The sequence below is a fragment of the Sphingosinicella terrae genome (assembly GCF_003347635.1).
In the GTDB taxonomy this organism is placed as follows: Bacteria; Pseudomonadota; Alphaproteobacteria; order Sphingomonadales; family Sphingomonadaceae; genus Allosphingosinicella; species Allosphingosinicella terrae.
Genome location: NZ_QDFY01000003.1, coordinates 264,328 through 282,984, shown reverse-complemented (window position 1 = coordinate 282,984; position 18,657 = coordinate 264,328). Strand labels below are relative to the sequence as shown.

Genomic DNA, 18,657 nt, shown 5'->3' with positions numbered 1-18,657 from the left:
ACCGGCAAAGGTTTCGCCGCCGTAAGGAGGCCGGTCGACGATCAGGCGGACGTCGCCGGGGCCGCAGCCGGCGCCGCCGCAGCCGGCGCCGTTCGTTCGAGAAAGGCCGTCTCCCTTTCGATCATGGGCTTGAAGCTCGGACGGGCCAGGATGGTCTCGATGTAGCGCGTCACCTTGGGATAGCGGGCGGGATCGATGGCGACGTCGAGGTGCTGGAAATTGGCGAACGGGCTGGCGACCGCGAGGTCGGCTAGCGTCAGCCGATCCTCGACCAGGAACCCGCTCGCCGGGATCACCCGCTCGAGATAGTCGAGCAGGGGCGGCAGCTCGTCGCACTGGGCCTTGGCCGCCGCTTCCTCGTCTCCGGCCATGCCGAGGAAGCGCGGGGCGACGATCCGGTTGAAGAACATCTTGCCGCCGCACGCGCTCAGGATGGTGTCGGCATATTCGTCGAACCAGATGGTGCGCGCGCGGGCCTTGGCTTCGGTCGGGATCAAGTTCGGCTCCGGCCGGATCGCTTCGAGATAGACGATGATCGCGGTCGAATCCGAAATGGCGAAATCGCCGTCGCGGAAGCCCGGCATCTTTCCGAACGGGCTCGCTTCGCGGAAATCCGGGTCGGCGGCGCCGAGCGCGATCGACTTGACCTCCAGGTCGATCCCCTTCTCGCTCGCATAGGCCAGAACCTTGCGGACGAACGGCGACAGCGAAGAGCCATAGACGATCATGCCAGATCTCCCTGATCGGTTTCGATATGCCACTGGCATAGACCGGCGGATCCGGGCCGTCACGCGCCTTTTGATTTAGGTGTTGACTTAATTAAGTGGTAACTTAAATGAATGGCAATGGACTCGTTCGCCGCCTTGGCCGATCCGAATCGCCGCCGGATGCTGGAGTTGCTCGGCGATGGTCCCCTGCCCTCGGGCACGCTGGCGGCGTCTTTCGATCTCAGCGCGCCGGCCGTGTCCCAGCATCTGAAGGCCCTGCGCGAGGCAGGACTGGTCCGGGTGCAGGCGGAGGGTCCACGACGCATCTACAGCCTCGACCCGCACGGGCTGGCCGAGGTCGAGATGTGGATCGGCCGGGTGCGCAAGGACTGGAAGCAGCGGCTCGACCAGCTCGAGGCGGTGCTTCGGGCGGAACAAGGAGAAGCATGATGAGCGATTTCGGCATCGTCACCGAGGCGGGTGCGGTCAGGTTCGAGCGGCTGATGCCGGCGCCGGTCGAGCGGGTCTGGCAATATCTGGTCGAGTCGGAGCTTCGCCGCAAATGGTTCTGTGCCGGCGAGATGGAGCTTCGGACCGGCGGGGCGATGAAGCTCGTCTTCCGCAATTCCGAGCTTGGCCCGGGCGAGGAAGTGCCGGACCGGTTCAAGCCCGCGGAAGGCATGGTCTCCACCGGCGAGATCGTCGAGGCCGATCCCCCACACCGCCTCGTCTTCCTCTGGCACGAGGATTCCGGCCCGCCCACCGAGGTCAGCTGGGCGCTCGAGCCGCGCGGCGGCCAGACCCTGCTCACCCTTGTCCACCGGCGCCTGCCCGATCGGGCGATGACGGTCGACGTTTCGAGCGGCTGGCACCTCCATCTCGACGTGCTGGAGGCGGTTCTTGCCGGACGCGAGCCGGGGCCGTTCTGGTCGCGTCAGGCCGAGCTCGAGCGAGACTATCAGTCCAGGATTCCCGCCGACTGACTTCGCGGCGCGTCGGGCCGGATCGCGGCCGGGGCCGCGATCGCGGTGCCGCGCCGGAAAGGCGGCCGGTCCAGGTAGGTGAGGTAGCGCCACAGCCATTCGACCGGGCCGAAGCGGAACAGGCTGAGCCACAGCGGGCTGATGACCAGCTGCGCCGTCCAGATCGCCAGGACGACCAGGTAGAGCTGGTGCCGCTCGAGCTGGTTGTACCAGCCCAGGCCGACGAACAGGATGAGGCATACGACCGAGTGGGCGAGATAGTTGGTGACGGCCATCTGGCCGACCGCGGCGAAGGCGCGGCGCAGCAGCGGGAGCATGCCCGAGCGGACGAAGAGCAGCAGCGCGGCGAGATGGCCGAGAGTCATGGCGAGGCGGCCGAGATCGTAGGTGAAGCTCGCCCGGGCGAAGGCTTCGGCGGCGAACTGCCGGTCGAGGATGAGCCGGGTCTCGTGATAGTTGACGACGAGGCCGATTGCGTAGCCGATGACGAGCAGGGCGACGTAGAGGCGGGTGGGCCGCTCGAGCGTCAGCACGCCCGCCCGGAACAGTCCCATCCCGATCAGCATCATCCCGAACAGGTCGAAGAAGTAGCGGTACAGGCCCCAGCTCTGCCAGACGCTGTTGATCATGGCGGTGTGGAGGAAGGCGCGCCAATAGCCGCCGGACCGCGCCTCGGTGGAAGCCCGCGCGCTCTCCGGCGGCGGCTCGTACTGGGTGCGCGTCGCCTCCCAGTCGGCCAACGCCGTTTCCTGCGCGGGCGTCAGCGTCTCGCCGGCATCGCGGGCCGCCGCGGCGGCCTCATGGGCCTCGTGCTTCGCCAGCACCCGGCTGCCGTCATGGACGTTCCAGGCGATTCCCAGGAGGAGAGCGGCGACGCCGAGGCCGATCAGCCAGCGTGCCGCGAGCCGGCGAAAGGCGAACAGGAACAGGCCGACGATGCCGTAGGCGTAGAGGATGTCGCCGTACCAGAGGAAGATGAAGGCGTTCACCAGCCCGAAGGCGATGAGCCAGAGATTGCGCCGGAAGTAGATGTCGGTCGCGTCCGCGCGTCCTGACGCCTCGAGCCGGGACGTGAGCAGGATGACGCTGGCGCCGAACAGCATCGAGAAGAGCGCGCGCTGCGTCCCCTCGAACCCCATCTCGGTGATGATCCATGTCCACAGGTTGACGCCGCTGGCGCCGCCGGCGACGGCCGGGCTGTTATGGCCTTCCGGAAGTCCGAAGCCGATGATGTTCATCAGCAGGATGCCGCAAACCGCCACCCCTCTGACGAAGTCGAGCGCCTCGATGCGGTCGCTCGCCGGGCCCGGCCCGTGCGACGGCGCCGCAAGCGCGCCCGGCGCGGCGATACTCGCCATTCTCCCGCCCCCCACTCCTGCCGCCGCCGACGGGCCGCGCCGCGTCGGCCGAAATCCCCAAGACTTCTTGCGCCGATTTGAAGGCGGCGCAAGCGACCGATCACGCTTCCAGGATCGTCGCCAGCGTCACCGGCCGCCAGTCCCGCAGGTCGACGCCGACGTCGAACTGGCGGGGAAGCGGCTTGAGCCGCCCGTGACTATGGCCATGAAGATTGATCGCGCCGCGATGCTGCCCGTTCCAGCTGCGGAAGGGATAATGGCACAGGACCAGCCTGCGCCCGTCCTGCTCGAGCTCGGCATAGTCTCCGACCCCGGCCCAACCGGCCGCGGCCGCCGTCTCCGGCGGATCGTTGTTGCCGCGCAGGAGATGCTTGCGCCCCTGAAGGCGCGCAAGCAGGCCCTCGGCCGCCTCGCCCTTGCGGGCGAAATCACCGAGATGCCAGACCTCGTCGCCGGGCCCGACCGCCGCATTCCAGGCGGCGATCAGCGCCTCGTCCATCTCGGCGACCGAGCCGAACGGTCGCTTGTGGATGTTCAAGGTGCGATGATCGCCGAAATGGGTGTCGCTGGTGAAGAGCACCGCCATCGCCGCTGAACGCCGGTGAGGTCCATTATGTCCCGGGCGTGGCCGCCGATTGCACAGACGAAGGGGGCGTGCGATACGGAACCATATCGGTTCGGGGAGGAAGCTATGATTACCCGGATTCGCGAGGTTCGGCGAGCTCGGAAGCTCACCCTCCAGGATGTGGCCGCCCGCTGCGCGCCGCCGACGACGCCGCAGACGATCGGCCGGCTCGAGACCGGGACCCGCACCGTCTCGGTCGGCTGGCTCAACCGGATCGCCGCCGCGCTCGACGTCGCGGCGGCCGACCTCGTCCGGCTTCCGGACCGCGAGGACGTGCCGGTCGCGGCGCTGCTCGGCCATGACGGGGTGCTGGCGCCGCCGCGGGCGAGCGTCGCAATTCCCCCTCGGCCCGAGCCCGGGATCGTCGCCGTCGCCGTCGCGTCGTCGGTCGGCGATTATCGCAGCGGTGACGAGATCTGGCTGCGGCGCATCGGCCCCGCCGAATATGCCGGCGCCTTGAACCGGGACGTGCTCGTGCCGCGGCCCGGCGACCGCTTCCTGTTCGGCCGCCTGATCGGCCGCGAAGGCGAGAGGCTCCATTTGCTGCCGCTCGGGACCGGGCAGCGGCAGACGGTGGTGACGGCGCCGCTCTGGCTGGCGGTGGCGACGCGGCTGATCCGATCCTTGTGAGCCGCCACGCGGCCAATCCGGCCGACGGGCGTTTTGCGGCTCATGTTCCTGTTCTTCTCGAACCGCCTCGGCTGCGCCGGCTCCCTTCTGGTCACCGCGCTCGGCACCGTCCTGATCCTGCTGCTGCTCGGCTGGATCAGTGTCTGAACGCGCCCGCCCTTGCCCCTCCGCCGCGAAGCTGGCAGGGGTCCGTCACGGCTGGTCGGGCGCTTAGCTCAGTTGGTAGAGCGTCTCGCTTACACCGAGAAGGTCGGCGGTTCGAGACCGTCAGCGCCCACCAGATTCCCGTTCTTCCGCATCAGCCCAGAGACTTGACGATCTCCTCGGCCATCTTCTTGCCGTCGCCGAGCAGCATCATCGTGTTGTCGCGGTAGAAGAGCTCGTTGTCGATGCCGGCATAACCGACGCCGCCCATCGACCGCTTCACGAACAGCACCGTCTTCGCCTTCTCCACGTCGAGCACCGGCATGCCGTAGATGGGCGAGCTCTTGTCGCTCTTGGCGGACGGGTTGGTGACGTCGTTGGCGCCGATGACGAAGGCGACGTCGGCGCGGGCGAATTCCGAATTGATGTCCTCGAGCTCGAACACCTCGTCATAGGGGACGTTCGCTTCCGCGAGGAGGACGTTCATGTGGCCGGGCATGCGCCCCGCGACCGGATGGATCGCATATTTGACGGCGACGCCTTCCTCCTTGAGCAGGTCGGCGAGCTCGCGCACGGCATGCTGGGCCTGGGCGACGGCCATGCCGTAGCCGGGGACGATGATGACCAGCTCGGCCTGCTTCATCAGGAAGCCGGCATCTTCGGCCGAGCCGCGCTTCCACGGCCGGTCGATCGCCGCCTCGGCGCCGGCCGCCGCCGCGTCGCCGCCGAAGCCGCCGGCGATGACCGACAGGAAGTTGCGGTTCATCGCCCGGCACATGATGTAGGAGAGGATCGCGCCGGAGCTGCCGACCAGCGCGCCGGTGATGATCATCGCGCTGTTCTGCAGGGTGAAGCCCATCGCCGCCGCGGCCCATCCCGAATAGGAATTGAGCATCGAGATGACGACCGGCATGTCCGCGCCGCCGATCGGGATGATCAGGAGGAAGCCGACGGCGAAGGCCAGGCCGGTGACGGTCCAGAAGATCCAGGGGCTCTGGTCCTGGGTGAAATAGGCGATCAGCGCCAGGATGGCGAACAGGATGCCGAAATTGAGCACGTGCCGGCCGGGCAGCATGATCGGCTTGCCCGACATGTTGCCGTTCAATTTGAGGAAGGCGATCACCGATCCGGAGAAGGTGACGGCGCCGATCGCGACGCCGAGGCCCATCTCCAGCCGGCTGTTGAAGTAGATCGATCCGGCCGCGTCGGCGATGCCGAAGGCGATCGGGTTCAGGAAGGCGGCGGCGCCGACCAGCACCGCGGCGAGGCCGACCAGGCTGTGGAAGGCGGCGACGAGCTGCGGCATCGCCGTCATCGCGATGCGGCGGGCCGTCACGATGCCGATGACGGCGCCCAGCGCGATCGCGCCGATCACCCAGCCGAAGCTCGCCCAGTCGACGGACATCGCCTCGCTGCACAAGCCGAGCTCGCCCGGCGGACAATCGCTCGCCGATCGCATGGGCGCGTAGACCAGCAAGGTGGTCACGACCGCGATCGTCATGCCGAGCATGCCCAGCCGGTTTCCGCGCTGGGAGCTTGCCGGGCTCGAAAGCCCCCTCAACGCCAGGATGAAGCAGACCCCTGCGATCAGATAGGCAAGCATCACCCAGGCCGGCGCGGCGATGGTCTCATGCATGTACGAATGCTCCCCCTAATTTGCCTTGAAGCCCCATCCGCCCGGGCGCCTCAGCCCTAGCGTTCCTTCTTCTTGTACATGGCCAGCATCCGTTCGGTGACCGCGAAGCCACCGAAGATGTTGATGCTGGCGAGCACCACGCCGAGGAGCCCGAGCCATTTCGCTCCCGGCGCTCCCGACGCGCCGGCCGCGATCAGCGCGCCGACGACGATCACCGACGAGATGGCGTTGGTCACCGACATGAGCGGCGTGTGCAGCGCCGGCGTCACCGACCAGACGACGTAATAGCCGACGAAGCAGGACAGGACGAAGATCGACAGGATCGAGATGAAGTCCATGGAGCCTCCCTGGCGGCGCTAGCGGCTGCGCCTTCGCATGACGGTGTGGACGGTTTGATGCGCGGCCGCAACAATGTGTTTGATCACGCCGTCGTGGTTGTCGAGCACCTCGTGAGCGGGGATGCGAAGGACGGTGAGGCCGCGGCGGCCGAAGGCGGTGTCCCGGGCGGCATCACGGTCAGGCTGGTCGCCGAAATTATGGATGTCACCGTCCACCTCGATGATCAGACTGGCGGCGTGGCAGAAGAAATCGGTAACGTTCCTGCCCGCCGCCTGCTGTCTGCGAAACTTGAGACCCGCCGGCCGCTTGCGAAGCTCCTGCCAGAGCAGGACCTCCGGGAGCGACATGCTGCGGCGCAGCTCCCGGGCCCGCTCGATCGTCTCTCGAGTCCCGTTCAGCACCCTGAATCCTCCCCTTCGAGGGGAGGGGGACCAGGCGAAGCCTGGTGGAGGGGTGTCAGCGTTTCCACGCGCACCGCCCCCCGCCGCGAATCATCCAAAGCTGACACCCCTCCACCGCCCTACGGGCGGTCCCCCTCCCCTCGACGGGGAGGATTAGGGAGGGCGGCGTCATCCCCGTAGCCCCGTCCGGACTTCGAGGAGCCGCAGCAGCCTCGCATAGTGGACGCGCCAGCGAAGATCGGGGACATCGGGACACGGCACCGTCCGGGTCGCGACCGCTTCGGATTCGGCGCGCTCGACCGCGGCGGCGCCGTGCCGCCCGACCAATGCCGCCTCCACAGCCGCCTCCCGCCCGCCGAAATCGTCCTGCCAGTGGCGATCGACCGAGGCCGGGCTGAAGCCGCCGCAGAGCATCGCCTGCTCGCGGGCAATGCCGCCGTAAAGGACCATGGCCGAATAAGCCGAAAGGTCCGGCGCCCGGCTCCATCCGGCCGCCGGCGGATAGTCCGAGGCGGTGCAGCCCGCCGCGAGCAGGGCCGAGGCGAGCGCGACGGCGGTCCTCATTGCGGCGCCTCCGCGATCGTCTGCGCCAGCGCGTCGAGCGCGCCGCTGAAGGCGGCGAGCGCGTCGCGATAGGCCGGCTCGCCGGGCCGGCACGGCTCGCGGTCGGAATAACGGGCCAGGCCGTTCCAGCGATTCTCGCCGACCCAGACGGCGTGATCGAGATCCTTGCCCGCGGCGAGCCCCTTCAGCGCCTCGAGCCGCGCTTCCTGCTCGAGGGTTTCCGGCCGCGACGCGCCGCCGGGGCAGGTCGCCAGGAACTGGCGCGCCGCGAGGCTGCGGAAGCTCGCCCGCTCGACCGCGCCGTCGCGCTTCGCCGGCGCCGGGCCCGAGCCGCATCCCGGCGCGCTCAGCACGGCCGCGGAAACGAGCCCGGCCGTCGCCAGCCTCACCCCAGCAGCCTCTCGCTGACGACCTGGCCGCCGCGGGTCAGCCGGACGCCCTTGACGATCTCGTCGTCGTCGGGGAGCGCGAGCTTCTTGCCTTCCGCGTCCCAGAAGGCGCTGAGGAAATTGTAGAGGTTGCGCGCGTAGAGCGAGGAGGCGTCGGCGGCGAGGCGGCTCGGTACGTTGCGGTGGCCGATGATCCGGACGCCGTGCCGCTCGACGATCTCGCCGGCGACGGCGCCCTCGACATTGCCGCCCTGCTCGACCGCGAGGTCGACGACGACGCTGCCCGGCCGCATCGTGGCGAGCTGCGCGTCCGAGATCAGCCGCGGCGCCGGCCGGCCCGGGATCAGGGCGGTGGTGATCACCACGTCCTGCTTGGCGATGTGGCTGGAGACCAAATCGGCCTGCGCCTTCTTATACTCCTCCGACATCTCGGTAGCGTAGCCGCCGGCGCCCTCGCCTTCGATCCCCGCGACGTTCTCGACGAAGATCGGCTTCGCGCCGAGGCTGAGGATCTGCTCCTTGGTGGCGGAGCGAACGTCGGTCGCGGAGACGACCGCGCCGAGCCGCCGCGCGGTGGCGATCGCCTGGAGCCCGGCGACGCCGACGCCCATGACGAACAGCCGCGCCGCCGGAATGGTGCCGGCGGCGGTCATCATCATCGGAAACGCCCGGCCATATTCGGCGGCGGCGTCGAGCACCGCCTTGTAGCCGGAGAGGTTGGCCTGGCTGGAAAGGATATCCATCGACTGGGCGCGGGTGATGCGCGGCGCGAACTCCATCGCCAATGCCTCGATCCCCGAGGACGCGTAAGCGTCGATCCGGTCGCGTCGGCCGAAGGGATTGAGCGCGCCGACGAGGATGAGGCCTGGCTTCACGCCGTTGAGCGCCGCCGGATCGGGACCCTGGACGACGAGCGCGATGTCGGCATCGCCGAGCACCTCCGCGCGGCCGCCCACCTTGGCGCCGGCCGCCTCGTAATCCGCGTCCGCGATATTGGCCCCGGCACCGGCGCCGGCCTCGACGGCGAGGGTCGCCCCCAATCCGGCGAGCTTCTTCACCGTGTCGGGCGTGGCGGCCACGCGGCGCTCCCCGGATTCCGCTTCCTTGAGCACCGCGATCTTCATCCCCCCGCCTCCCCCGTCAGTTTCGAATGATCAGGATGACGATAAAAGCGATGATGACGCTGATAATCGTCCCATATTTCATCAGTGCGATAAAGAGATTGTAGCTGTTCTGATGCGAACGCACGGCGCGTTCGGCCTCGTCGGCTGCCATGGAAACTCCTTCCCTGTTCGACGCCCCCCTTACCAACCTGCCCCCTGACCGGGCAAGGCGGCAATGCGTAGCGCCGCGACGCGCCATGCGATACGCTCGTGACGGGGACGGAACGGGAGGGAGAGCCGATGCGGGGGACCGGACAGGTCTGGAGGGCGCTCGACCGGGCGCGCGCGATCAATCTGTCCAAGGCCGGCGCAGCGCCCGCCCGGACCGGCGCCGACGGAATCACCCGGCGCCGCGTCCTGGCCGCGCTCGGCGGCGGCCTCGCCGCGGCCGCCTGGCCGCGCTGGCCGGCATTCGCGCGTTCGCCCCTGCGCGTCGCCGTCGTCGGCGGCGGGCTCGCCGGCCTGTCGGCCCTGGACGTGCTGCGCCGGAACGGCGCCGAGGCCGTGCTCTACGAGGCACGAACGGCGGCCGGCGGCCGCACCCGCAGCGTCCGCGGCGTGTTCGCCCCCGATTATGCCTTCGACGAGGGGGCGCAGCTCGTGAACAGCGACCATGCCGACGTGCTGGCGATGGTCCGGCGCTTCGACCTTCCCCTGGTCGACCGGCGGGCACACGGCCCTCATCACGAGGTCCAGATCGGCCGCGGCGGCAGACCCGTCGACGAAGCGGCTCTGGCGCAGGCGCTGCGCGGGATCGCCGCGGCCATCACCGCCGATTCGGACCGGCTCGACGCCGACTATGCCGGGGTCGCGGCGGAGATCGACGCGCTTTCGGTGCAGGACTATCTCGACCGCCACGGCCTCGCCCCCGGCGACGCCCGCGACGCGATCGAAGCCACCGTCCGCACCGAATATGGCGCCGAGCCCAACGAGGCCTCGGCCCTCGAGCTGCTGTTCAACCTGCCGACGGTCGACGGCGAGCGAGTCAGCCGGATCAGCCTGTCGGACGAACGCTATCTCATCGACGGCGGCACCGGCCAGATCGCCGCGGCGCTCGCGCACGAGCATCGGCAGCAGATCCACCTCGGCGCGACCGTGGCCGGGATCGCCGCCGGGCCGGCAGGCATGCGGCTGACCTTCGCCGACGGCCGTACGGCGCAGGCCGACCAGGTCGTCCTCGCGCTGCCGGCGCCGCTGCTCAAGGCGATCCGGATCGAAGGTGTCCTGCCCCCGCTCGCGCGGGCGATGATCGACGAGGTCCGCCCCGGACGGAACGAGAAGCTCATCGTCGGATATGATTCGCAGCCCTGGCGCCATTCCACCGGCTTTGCCGGCGCGGTCTGGGCGGCCGACGGCTTCTCCGCCATCTGGGACGCCGCCTCGCAGGTGCCGGCGGGCGGCTCGGGGGCGCTCTGCTACTTTCTCGGCGGCGACCAGGTGCGCGAGGCCGCCGACGTCGAGACTCGGCGGCTCGCCGAGCGCTTCACGGCGCCGCGCGCGCGGTCTATCCGGACCTGCCCGATCCGAACGGCCGCACCCGGCGCACGCGCTGGTGCGACGATCCGCTGACCCAGGGCGCCTATGCGAATTTCCGGCCAGGCCAGCTCAGCCGCTTCGGCAGCCTGCTCGCCGTCGAGGAGGAGGGAGAAAGGCGGCCGGCCGCGGCAGGGCCGATCCTGCTCGCCGGCGAATGGCTCTCCGATGCCTGGCCCGGCTACATGAACGGTGCGCTTCAGACCGGCCGGCTCGCGGCGGAAGCTCTGCTGTCACGGCAGACCGCGATCGCCGCCTAGCGCGTGACTTCCCCGTCACTGCCTTAAGCCGGCCTTTACCCCCTTCGGGCTAGGACGAGTCCCTCTTCAGGACGAGGGATACAGATGCGGCCCGATCCGACACGCTGCCTGCTGCTGATCGACGACGAACCGGCACAGCGCCGCCTGATCACCGCGATCGGCGCCCGAGCCGGCTGGTGGGTGCGCGGCGCCAACGACCTCGAAGCCGCCGAGACCATGTTCGCCGACCCGCAGGAGCCGAAGTTCGACGCCATCCTGCTCGACCACTGGCTTCCCGGCGAGGAGGGCAGCGCGCTGATCCGCCAGCTGCGCGAGCTCAAGCCGGAAATTCCCCTGCTCGTCCTCACCGCCCAAACCTCGGTCGCCGTCGCGGTCGACGCGATGCGGGCCGGCGCCAGCGATTTCCTGGTCAAGCCGATCGCGCCGGACCGGCTGCTCGCCGCCTTGGACGCCGCCACCGACCGCCGCCGGCGCGGCGGCGAGCTGCGGCCGCTGTCCGAGAAGATCGGCAAGGTGCTCGGTTTCGAGGAAATCGTCGGCTCCGCTCCCAATTTCCGCGCCGCGCTCGCGGTGGCGGCCAAGGCCGCGCGCGCCCGCGTCTCGGTGCTGATCGAAGGGGAAAGCGGCTCCGGCAAGGAGATCGTCGCCCAGGCGATCCACGCCGCCTCCCCGCGCGGCAAGAAGCCGCTCCACACCGTCAATTGCGGTGCGATTCCCGAGAATCTCGTCGACTCGGTGCTGTTCGGCCATGAGAAAGGCAGCTTCACCGGTGCCTTCGACCGCCATGTCGGCCGGTTCGAGGACGCCGACGGATCGACCCTGTTCCTCGACGAGATCGGCGAGCTGCCGCTCGACACGCAGGTCAAGCTGCTGCGCGCGCTCGAGACCGGCGAGATCCAGCGCGTCGGCAGCCGGATCACCCAGACCGTCGACGTCCGGATCATCGCCGCCACCAACCGCCGGCTGGCCGACGAGGTCGCGGCGGGCCGTTTCCGCGAGGATCTCTACTACCGGCTGAACGTGGTCCACGTTCCGGTCCCGCCGCTGCGCGACCGGATCAGCGACCTGCCGGCGCTCGCTCGCCACCTGCTCTCGCGCATCGCCGAGCAGCCGGGCATGCACTACCTGTCGATCACCGACGACGCCTTGTCGGTGCTGATGTCCTATGGCTGGCCGGGCAATGTCCGGCAGCTCCAGAACGCCCTGTTCCGCGCCGCCGTGCTGTGCGAGGGCGACGCGCTCACCGCCGACGACTTCCCGCAGATCGCCGCCGAGGCGACCTATGGCCGACGGGCGGACGACTATCATGCCAAGCGCCTCGATGGGCAGTCGGCGACAGCCGCACTCGAGCACGGCCCCGGCGTCACGCTCTACCAGAGCGACGGCAACCTGCGTCCCCTCGAGGATATCGAAGCCGACGTCATCCGCCTCGCCATTGGCCATTATCGCGGCCGCATGACCGAGGTCGCGCGCCGGCTCGGGATCGGCCGGTCGACCCTCTACCGCAAGCTCGGCGAACTCGGCATCGGCGACGTCGCCGCCTGAGGCGTTTCGCTTCCGGGTCCGATCACCCCTGCCACTCGCCGACCACGTCCTCGTAGCTCGGCCGCAGGCGCTCCTCCAGCTCGCTGCCGGGCGTGCCGAGGAAGATGAAGCCGGCGATGCGTTCCGGTTCGGCGCCGAAGGCGTCGCGGACGATGTCGGAATAGGCCGCCCAGCCGGTCACCCAGCCGGCGGCATAGCCCATCGCGTGGGCGGCAAGCAGCAGGTTCATGCAGGCCGCGCCGCAGGAGAGCTGCTGCTCCCAGAGCGGGATTTTCGGGCTCGGCTTCGGGCTGAACAAGGCGACGACGAGTTCGGGCGCCTGCATCGCAAACCGGTCCGTCGCCTCGACCTCGAGACGGCCGGGCCGAGGATTGTCGATCCGGTAGGCGCGCTGCAGCAGCGCCGCCAAGGCCTCGCGGCGATTGCGGGGAACATGGACGAACCGCCAGGGCTGGAGCTTGCCGTGATCGGGAGAACGAGCCGCGATCTCGAGGATCTGGCGAAGCTCCTCCGCACCGGGGCCGGGCGCGACCAAGTCGCGGGGCCGACCCGAGCGGCGCGTCTTCAGGAGTTCGAGCGCCGAGGAGCGGTCGTTGAACATGGTCATCCTTCGCTGCGGCTCGAGCCGAGTGACGAACTGGCGGCGACGCCGGTCGGTTTCGGGTCCTGCCGCTAGCAGCGCCGGAGGCGGTCAACAATCCGCTTCACAAGCGCGACCAAGGCATTAGGGTGCCGCCCACGCAATCGCCGACCGCTCGGTCCGCTAACCCTCACCATGGAGTCTGCCCGTGGCATCAGCAGCCTATCCCGACCGCAGCAAGCCGTCAGACGACCGAAGCTTCTTCGGTCATCCGAAGGGCCTCGCGGTCCTCTTCTTCGCCGAGATGTGGGAGCGCTTCTCCTTCTACGGCATGCGGGCGTTGCTGGTCCTCTATCTCACGCAGCATTTCCTGTTCGCCGACAACGAGGCGCAGGGGCTGTACGCCGCTTATGCCTCGCTGGTCTACCTGATGCCGGTGCTCGGCGGCCTCATCGCCGATCGTTATCTGGGATCGCGCAAGGCGGTCACGGTCGGCGCGGTGCTGCTCGTGCTCGGCCATTTCGGCATGGCGTTCGAAGGGTCGGGCTCGCGCCAATATGTCGATGTCGCGGGCAGCAGCTACGAGGTGATCACCGAGGGCCGCGGCGAGGACCGCCAGCTTTTCCTGACCAACGGCGCCGGCGCACGCTCGGCACTCAACTTCTCCGGCGAGGGCATGACCTTGTCCGATCCTGCCAGCGTGGGTCTGCCCTCCGCGGTTCCGACCGGCGCCTTCGAGACGCGGATCGTGCAGGATCCGCTCTACGTCCAGATCCTGTTCTTCTCGCTGTCGCTGATCATCGTCGGCGTCGGCTTCCTCAAGGCCAATATCTCGACGATCGTCGGCTCGCTCTACGCCGCTGACGATCCAAGGCGAGACCGCGGCTTCACCATCTTCTACATGGGCATCAATCTCGGCTCGGTGCTGGCGACGCTGGGCTGCGGCTATCTCGGCATTCGCTACGGCTGGGCCTACGGTTTCGGCCTCGCCGGCTTCGGCATGCTGTTGGGCCTGATCACCTTCCTCGCCGGCCAGAAGCACCTTCTCGGCAAGGCCGAGCCGCCGCGTCCCGAGGTGCTCAAGCAGCGCAGCGCGATCGGCCTCAACATCGAATGGACGATCTATGTCGCCGGCCTGCTGATGCTGCTGCCGGCCTGGTTCCTGGTGCAGCGCGACGAGATCGTCACCACCGTCCTCACGATCGCGGCGCCGGCCATCTTCGCCGGCATGCTGATCTGGTCGGCGGTGGCGCTGCGCGGTGCCGAACGCTCGCGGATGATCGTCGCGCTCGTGCTCATCATCTTCACAGTCCTGTTTTGGACCCTGTTCGAGCAGGCGGGCAGCTCGATGACGCTTTACGCCGACCGCAACAGCGATCTCACCATCGCCGGCGACCTGCGCATGACCGCAGCCCAGACCAACTTCTTCAATCCGGGCCTGATCGTCCTGCTCGCCCCATTGTTCGCGGCGCTGTGGGGATGGCTCGGCCGGCGCAACCTGGAGCCTTCCACGCCGCTCAAGTTCGGCCTCGGAATCGTCCAGGCCGGCCTGGGCTTCCTCGTGCTCGTCGTCGGCATCACCTATTTCGCCGGCCCGGATTATCGCGTGCCGCTGGTCTGGCTGTTCCTCGCCTACCTGCTCCACACGACCGGTGAGATCTGCCTCTCCCCGGTCGGCCTGAGCATGATCACCAAGCTGTCGGTCCCCCGGATCGTCGGCCTGATGATGGGCGTCTGGTTCCTCGCCTCGGCACTTGCCCATACCCTGGCGGGCCTCGTCGCTCAGGCAACGTCGAGCGAGACGGTCGGCGGCGTCGTCACCGACCCGTCGGCACAGCTCGCCACCTATTCGAACGTCTTCTTCACGATCGGTGCGGTCGGCGTCGGCATCGGCCTGCTGCTGATGATTCTGTCGCCATGGCTCAAGCGCGGCATGCATCTCGAGACGCTCGGCAAGGATCGTGGCGGCGGCCAGCGCAACGTGATGGCCGGCGAGGCGCAGCTGGTCGAGCGTGACGCAGCCGGCACCTATACCGGAAACGAGACCAAGGCCGACGCCGCGGGGCTGGAGCACGACCCGAACCGCGCTCGCGGCGACGACACGAACGGGGGCAACCGATGAAATCAGGTTGGTCGACGGTGGCCTGCGCCGCCGCGCTCCTGGCCGGATGCGCCGGCCAGGGGACGGAGAGGCCCGCCTCCACCTCCTCGACGCAGACGGGCGCCGACGCCCCACGCTCGGCCTCGGACGACCCCTATCCTTCGACCTATCGCGCCTATCCCGGTGTGGTGACGGCGATCACCGGCGCGACCATCTTCGACGGCGAGGGCGGGCGGATCGACAATGGCACCATCGTCCTCGCCGACGGCCGCATCCAGGCGGTCGGCGGCGCCGACACGCCGGTGCCGGAAGGGGCGACCCGCATCGACGGCGCCGGCCGCTGGGTCACGCCCGGCGTGATCGACGTCCATTCCCATCTCGGCGACTATCCGAGCCCCGGCGTCGAGGCCCATTCGGACGGCAACGAGATCACCAGCCCGGTGCGCCCGGAAGTGTGGGCCGAGCACAGCGTCTGGCCGCAGGATCCGGGCTTCTCGCGCGCGCTCGCCAATGGCGGCGTCACCACCCTGCAGGTGCTCCCCGGATCGGCCAACCTGTTCGGCGGCCGCGGCGTCACCTTGCGCAACGTGCCCGCCCGGACGGTGCAGGCGATGCGCTTCCCCGGCGCGCCGCGCGGCCTCAAGATCGCCTGCGGCGAGAATCCCAAGCGCGTCTATGGCGGCCGCAACCAGATGCCGCAGACCCGGATGGGCAATATCGCGCTGATGCGGCAGACCTGGCAGCGCGCCGCCGAGTATCGCGACCGGCGCCGGCGCGAGCCGAACACCGCCCGCGACATGGCGCTGGAGACCCTGGCCGGGGCGCTCGAAGGCGACATCCTGGTCCACAACCATTGCTACCGCGCCGACGAGATGGCGCTGATGCTCGACATGGCGCGCGAGTTCGGCTTCCGCATCTCGACCTTCCACCACGCGGTCGAGGCCTACAAGATCGCCGACCTGCTCGAGGACAATGGCACCTGCGCGGCGATGTGGTCCGACTGGTGGGGCTTCAAGATGGAAGCCTATGACGCGGTCAACGAGAATATCCCGCTGGTCCACAATGCCGGCGCCTGCGCCATCGTCCATTCCGACGATTCGAACGGCATCCAGCGGCTCAACCAGGAGGCGGCCAAGGCGCTCGCCGACGGCCGCCGGATGGGCATCGACATCTCCGACGAGGTCGCCTGGCGCTGGCTCGGCATCAATCCGGCGCGGGCGCTCGGCATCGAGGACGAGACCGGCAGCCTGCGCCCCGGCAAGCGCGCCGACGTCGTGCTGTGGAACGGCCATCCGTTCAGTGTCTATACCCGCCCGCAGCAGGTGTGGATCGACGGCGCCCTCCTGTACGACATGAACGATCCGAGGCTGCGGCCGGTATCCGATTTCGAGCTCGGCCAGCCGGGCGAGGGAGACGTGAAATGATCGGCCTTCGCCAAGGCTTCCGCCTCCGCCAAGGCTTCGGCGGACAAGTCGGCCTGCTGATGGCGGCCATCGCGGCGCTTGCCGCCCTGCCGGCGGCGGCGCAGACGGTGGCGATCACCGGCGGCCGGGTGGTGCTCGGCGACGGCTCCGATCCGATCGACGGCGGCACCGTCGTCATCCGCGACGGCCGCGTCGCCGCAGCGGGCGCCGGCGTCGCCGTGCCGGCGGGCGCGACGGTGATCGACGCCAGCGGCAAATGGGTGACGCCGGGGATCGTCGCCGGCTTCTCCCGGATCGGCCTCACCGAGGTCGACGCCGTCGACGCGACCAACGACGTCCAGGCCAACAACTCGCCGTTCAGCGCGGCGATCGACGTGGTGCCGGCGATCAACCCGCAGGCGGCCTCGATCGCCGTCAACCGGGCGGCCGGCGTCACCCGGGCGATCGTCTCGCCGGCGACCGGGCGGAGCATCTTCGGCGGCCAGGGCGCGGTCATCGACCTCGGCGCCGACATGCAGCCGGTCACCCGGGCCCGCGCCTTCCAGTTCATCGAGCTGGGCGAGGCCGGGGCCCAGGACGCCGGCGGCAGCCGCGCCTCCGCTTATGCGCTGCTGCGCAACGCGATGCGGGAAGCGCGCGACCTCCGGCTTCCCATCGGCAGCAGCAGCCAGCGCGGCTCCTCGGCGGCCGATGCGCCGATCGAGGACATCACCGAGAATCCGTACATCCTGCCCGATGCGCGGCGGCCGGAGGACGTGCTGCTCACCCGCTTCGACGCGGCGGCCCTGGTGCCGGTGCTGCAGGGCCGCCAGCTCCTCCTCGTCCACGTCGAGCGCGCCAGCGACATCCTCCAGACGCTGGCGCTCAAGCGCGAATTCCCGCGGCTGCGGCTGGTGCTGGTCGGTGCCGCCGAGGGATGGCGGGTGGCGGACCGGATCGCGGCGGCGGACGTGCCCGTCATCGCCAATGCGCTCACCGACCTTCCGGCGAGCTTCGAGCAGCTCGCCGCGACCCAATCCAATATCGGCCGGATGCGGGCGGCCGGGGTCCATGTCTCGATCGGGATGATCAACGACGACGAAGCGCGCCAGATCAGGGTGTCGACCCAATATGCCGGCAATCTGGTGGGCATCGGCCGCGTCCCGGGCCATAGCGGCCTCAGCTGGAACGAGGCCTTCGCCGCGATCACCTCGCGGCCGGCCGAGGCGATCGGCCTCGGCGAGGAGATCGGCTCGCTTCGCCCCGGCCGCCGGGGCGACGTCGTCATCTGGGACGGCGACCCGCTCGAGCTCGCCACCGCGGTCGAGGCGGTCTGGATCGACGGCGTCCAGCAGAGCCTGGAGAACCGGCAGACCCGGCTTCGCGACCGCTATCGCCAGCCGCAGGAGGGCGCGCTCCCGCACGCCTACGACCGGTGAGGACCGGCGGGCGCGAGATCGGAGCGGCCGCCCGGTGAACCCGGTCGTCAGCCTCGCGCTGGCGACCGCCGCCTTCGTCGGCGGGCACCTGATCATGTCGCACCCGCTGCGCCCCGGTCTCGTCGGCCGGCTCGGCGAGCGCGTCTTCCTCGGCCTCTATTCGCTCGTCTCGCTCGCCACCTTCGCCTGGATGGTGATCGCCTGGCGGGCGAGCCCGGATTCGACGCCGCACTGGACGGCGCCGCTCTGGTGGTGGCCGATCGCCTCCCTGATCATGCTCGCCGCGAGCATCCTGCTGGTCGGATCCCTGATCGGCAATCCGGCCCTGCCCCATCCCGGCGCGCCGCCCCGCGCGATCCCGCCGCCGCGGCGGGTATTCGCGATCACCCGCCATCCGATGAACTGGAGCTTCATGCTGTGGGCGCTGGTCCACCTGTCGATCTCGTGGAGCGCGCGCAACCTGATCGTCGCGATCGGCATCCTGATCCTCGCCTTCGCCGGATCGATCGGCCAGGATCGCAAGAAGGCGCGGCTGATCGGCGAGCCGTGGCGGGAATGGCAGGCACGGACCTCGTTCGTGCCGTTCGCGGCGCTGCTCCAGGGCAGAGCCTCCTGGCGCGCCTCCTTTCCCGGCTGGGGTGCTTTGTTCGGCGGCCTGCTGCTCTGGGCGGTGGCGACCGAGCTGCACGTACCCCTGGTCTCGCCGCTGGCGCTGCTGCTCGACTGAGTCGGCGGGCGGCCCCTCAACCGAGCGCGGGAATAAAATAATCGATTCTATTGGCGTGGCCGCGAACCGGCGGCGGCAGGCTTGACTTTGTTCCCGTTTTGTGCTTGTTTCCGAAATGGTACAGGTGAGT

Annotated in this window: 19 protein-coding genes, 1 tRNA gene and 1 pseudogene; 10 read left to right on the top strand and 11 right to left on the bottom strand. The window is 69.3% G+C overall.

Features of this window, described 5'->3' with window-relative positions; all coding sequences use genetic code 11:
* Positions 1-41: 41 nt before the first annotated feature.
* Positions 42-728: a glutathione S-transferase family protein gene (locus DDE10_RS09590; protein WP_114952536.1), complete on the bottom strand. Its 687-nt coding sequence runs from the start codon at positions 726-728 to the stop codon at positions 42-44.
* Positions 729-845: 117 nt separating this feature from the next.
* On the opposite strand from DDE10_RS09590, the gene DDE10_RS09585 reads away from it, so the two are divergent.
* Complete coding sequence (locus DDE10_RS09585) at positions 846-1,157, top strand: ArsR/SmtB family transcription factor (protein WP_114952535.1); 312 nt, start codon at positions 846-848, stop codon at positions 1,155-1,157.
* Positions 1,157-1,690, top strand: coding sequence for an SRPBCC family protein (locus tag DDE10_RS09580; protein WP_284734552.1), 534 nt, complete (start codon positions 1,157-1,159; stop codon positions 1,688-1,690). Before DDE10_RS09585 ends, DDE10_RS09580 begins: the two co-directional genes overlap by 1 nt.
* Here DDE10_RS09580 and DDE10_RS09575 read toward each other — a convergent pair.
* Together DDE10_RS09575 and DDE10_RS09570 are read right to left on the bottom strand one after the other, a co-directional pair.
* Positions 1,666-3,048 (bottom strand): DUF418 domain-containing protein, encoded by a 1,383-nt coding sequence (locus DDE10_RS09575; RefSeq protein ID WP_114952533.1) that lies wholly within the window; start codon positions 3,046-3,048, stop codon positions 1,666-1,668. The genes DDE10_RS09580 and DDE10_RS09575 overlap by 25 nt on opposite strands.
* A 100-nt stretch (positions 3,049-3,148) precedes the next feature.
* The gene (locus tag DDE10_RS09570) at positions 3,149-3,634 is read right to left on the bottom strand and encodes a metallophosphoesterase family protein (RefSeq protein WP_114952532.1); all 486 of its coding nucleotides are present in this window, start codon (positions 3,632-3,634) and stop codon (positions 3,149-3,151) included.
* Positions 3,635-3,739: 105 nt separating this feature from the next.
* Here DDE10_RS09570 and DDE10_RS09565 point away from each other — a divergent pair, with 105 nt between their 5' ends.
* Both DDE10_RS09565 and DDE10_RS09560 read left to right on the top strand, forming a co-directional pair.
* Entirely contained in the window at positions 3,740-4,303 is a 564-nt protein-coding gene (locus DDE10_RS09565) for a helix-turn-helix domain-containing protein (protein WP_114952531.1), read from the top strand.
* Between the two features lie 204 nt (positions 4,304-4,507).
* Positions 4,508-4,583, top strand: a tRNA-Val gene (locus DDE10_RS09560).
* An 18-nt stretch (positions 4,584-4,601) separates the two neighbouring features.
* On the opposite strand, the gene DDE10_RS09555 is transcribed toward DDE10_RS09560, so the two are convergent.
* From DDE10_RS09555 to DDE10_RS23430, 7 genes are all read right to left on the bottom strand, one after another.
* Positions 4,602-6,083: an NAD(P)(+) transhydrogenase (Re/Si-specific) subunit beta gene (locus DDE10_RS09555; protein WP_114952530.1), complete on the bottom strand. Its 1,482-nt coding sequence runs from the start codon at positions 6,081-6,083 to the stop codon at positions 4,602-4,604.
* Between the two features lie 56 nt (positions 6,084-6,139).
* Entirely contained in the window at positions 6,140-6,421 is a 282-nt protein-coding gene (locus DDE10_RS09550) for a proton-translocating transhydrogenase family protein (RefSeq protein ID WP_114952529.1), read from the bottom strand.
* An 18-nt stretch (positions 6,422-6,439) separates the two neighbouring features.
* A complete protein-coding gene (locus DDE10_RS09545) occupies positions 6,440-6,823 on the bottom strand; it encodes an endonuclease domain-containing protein (RefSeq protein WP_114952528.1) in 384 nt (127 codons plus the stop codon).
* Between the two features lie 168 nt (positions 6,824-6,991).
* A complete protein-coding gene (locus DDE10_RS09540; protein WP_114952527.1) occupies positions 6,992-7,387 on the bottom strand; it encodes a hypothetical protein in 396 nt (131 codons plus the stop codon).
* Positions 7,384-7,776: a hypothetical protein gene (locus DDE10_RS09535; protein ID WP_114952526.1), complete on the bottom strand. Its 393-nt coding sequence runs from the start codon at positions 7,774-7,776 to the stop codon at positions 7,384-7,386. Before DDE10_RS09535 ends, DDE10_RS09540 begins: the two co-directional genes overlap by 4 nt.
* Positions 7,773-8,900, bottom strand: coding sequence for a Re/Si-specific NAD(P)(+) transhydrogenase subunit alpha (locus tag DDE10_RS09530; protein ID WP_114952525.1), 1,128 nt, complete (start codon positions 8,898-8,900; stop codon positions 7,773-7,775). Before DDE10_RS09530 ends, DDE10_RS09535 begins: the two co-directional genes overlap by 4 nt.
* A 16-nt stretch (positions 8,901-8,916) precedes the next feature.
* Positions 8,917-9,051: an aa3-type cytochrome c oxidase subunit IV gene (locus tag DDE10_RS23430; RefSeq protein WP_162806521.1), complete on the bottom strand. Its 135-nt coding sequence runs from the start codon at positions 9,049-9,051 to the stop codon at positions 8,917-8,919.
* A 128-nt stretch (positions 9,052-9,179) separates the two neighbouring features.
* Between DDE10_RS23430 and DDE10_RS09520 the strand changes: the two are divergent.
* Together DDE10_RS09520 and DDE10_RS09510 are read left to right on the top strand one after the other, a co-directional pair.
* Positions 9,180-10,732, top strand: a pseudogene (locus tag DDE10_RS09520) (flavin monoamine oxidase family protein).
* Positions 10,733-10,816: 84 nt separating this feature from the next.
* Complete coding sequence (locus DDE10_RS09510) at positions 10,817-12,277, top strand: sigma-54-dependent transcriptional regulator (protein WP_114952522.1); 1,461 nt, start codon at positions 10,817-10,819, stop codon at positions 12,275-12,277.
* Between the two features lie 22 nt (positions 12,278-12,299).
* Here the strand turns inward: DDE10_RS09510 and DDE10_RS09505 are convergent, their stop codons facing one another.
* Entirely contained in the window at positions 12,300-12,878 is a 579-nt protein-coding gene (locus DDE10_RS09505; protein ID WP_114952521.1) for a nitroreductase family protein, read from the bottom strand.
* A 187-nt stretch (positions 12,879-13,065) separates the two neighbouring features.
* Here DDE10_RS09505 and DDE10_RS09500 point away from each other — a divergent pair, with 187 nt between their 5' ends.
* Genes DDE10_RS09500 through DDE10_RS09485 form a run of 4 tightly spaced genes read left to right on the top strand, consistent with a single transcriptional unit; the run spans position 13,066 to position 18,527 of the window.
* Positions 13,066-14,979, top strand: coding sequence for a peptide MFS transporter (locus DDE10_RS09500; protein ID WP_284734551.1), 1,914 nt, complete (start codon positions 13,066-13,068; stop codon positions 14,977-14,979).
* Positions 14,976-16,382, top strand: coding sequence for an amidohydrolase (locus DDE10_RS09495; RefSeq protein WP_114952520.1), 1,407 nt, complete (start codon positions 14,976-14,978; stop codon positions 16,380-16,382). The genes DDE10_RS09500 and DDE10_RS09495 overlap by 4 nt, the downstream gene beginning before the upstream one ends.
* A gap of 59 nt (positions 16,383-16,441) precedes the next feature.
* Positions 16,442-17,800, top strand: a complete 1,359-nt coding sequence (locus DDE10_RS09490) for an amidohydrolase family protein (protein WP_114952679.1) — start codon at positions 16,442-16,444, stop codon at positions 17,798-17,800.
* Positions 17,801-17,834: 34 nt separating this feature from the next.
* A complete protein-coding gene (locus tag DDE10_RS09485; RefSeq protein ID WP_114952519.1) occupies positions 17,835-18,527 on the top strand; it encodes an NnrU family protein in 693 nt (230 codons plus the stop codon).
* Positions 18,528-18,657 lie beyond the last annotated feature (130 nt).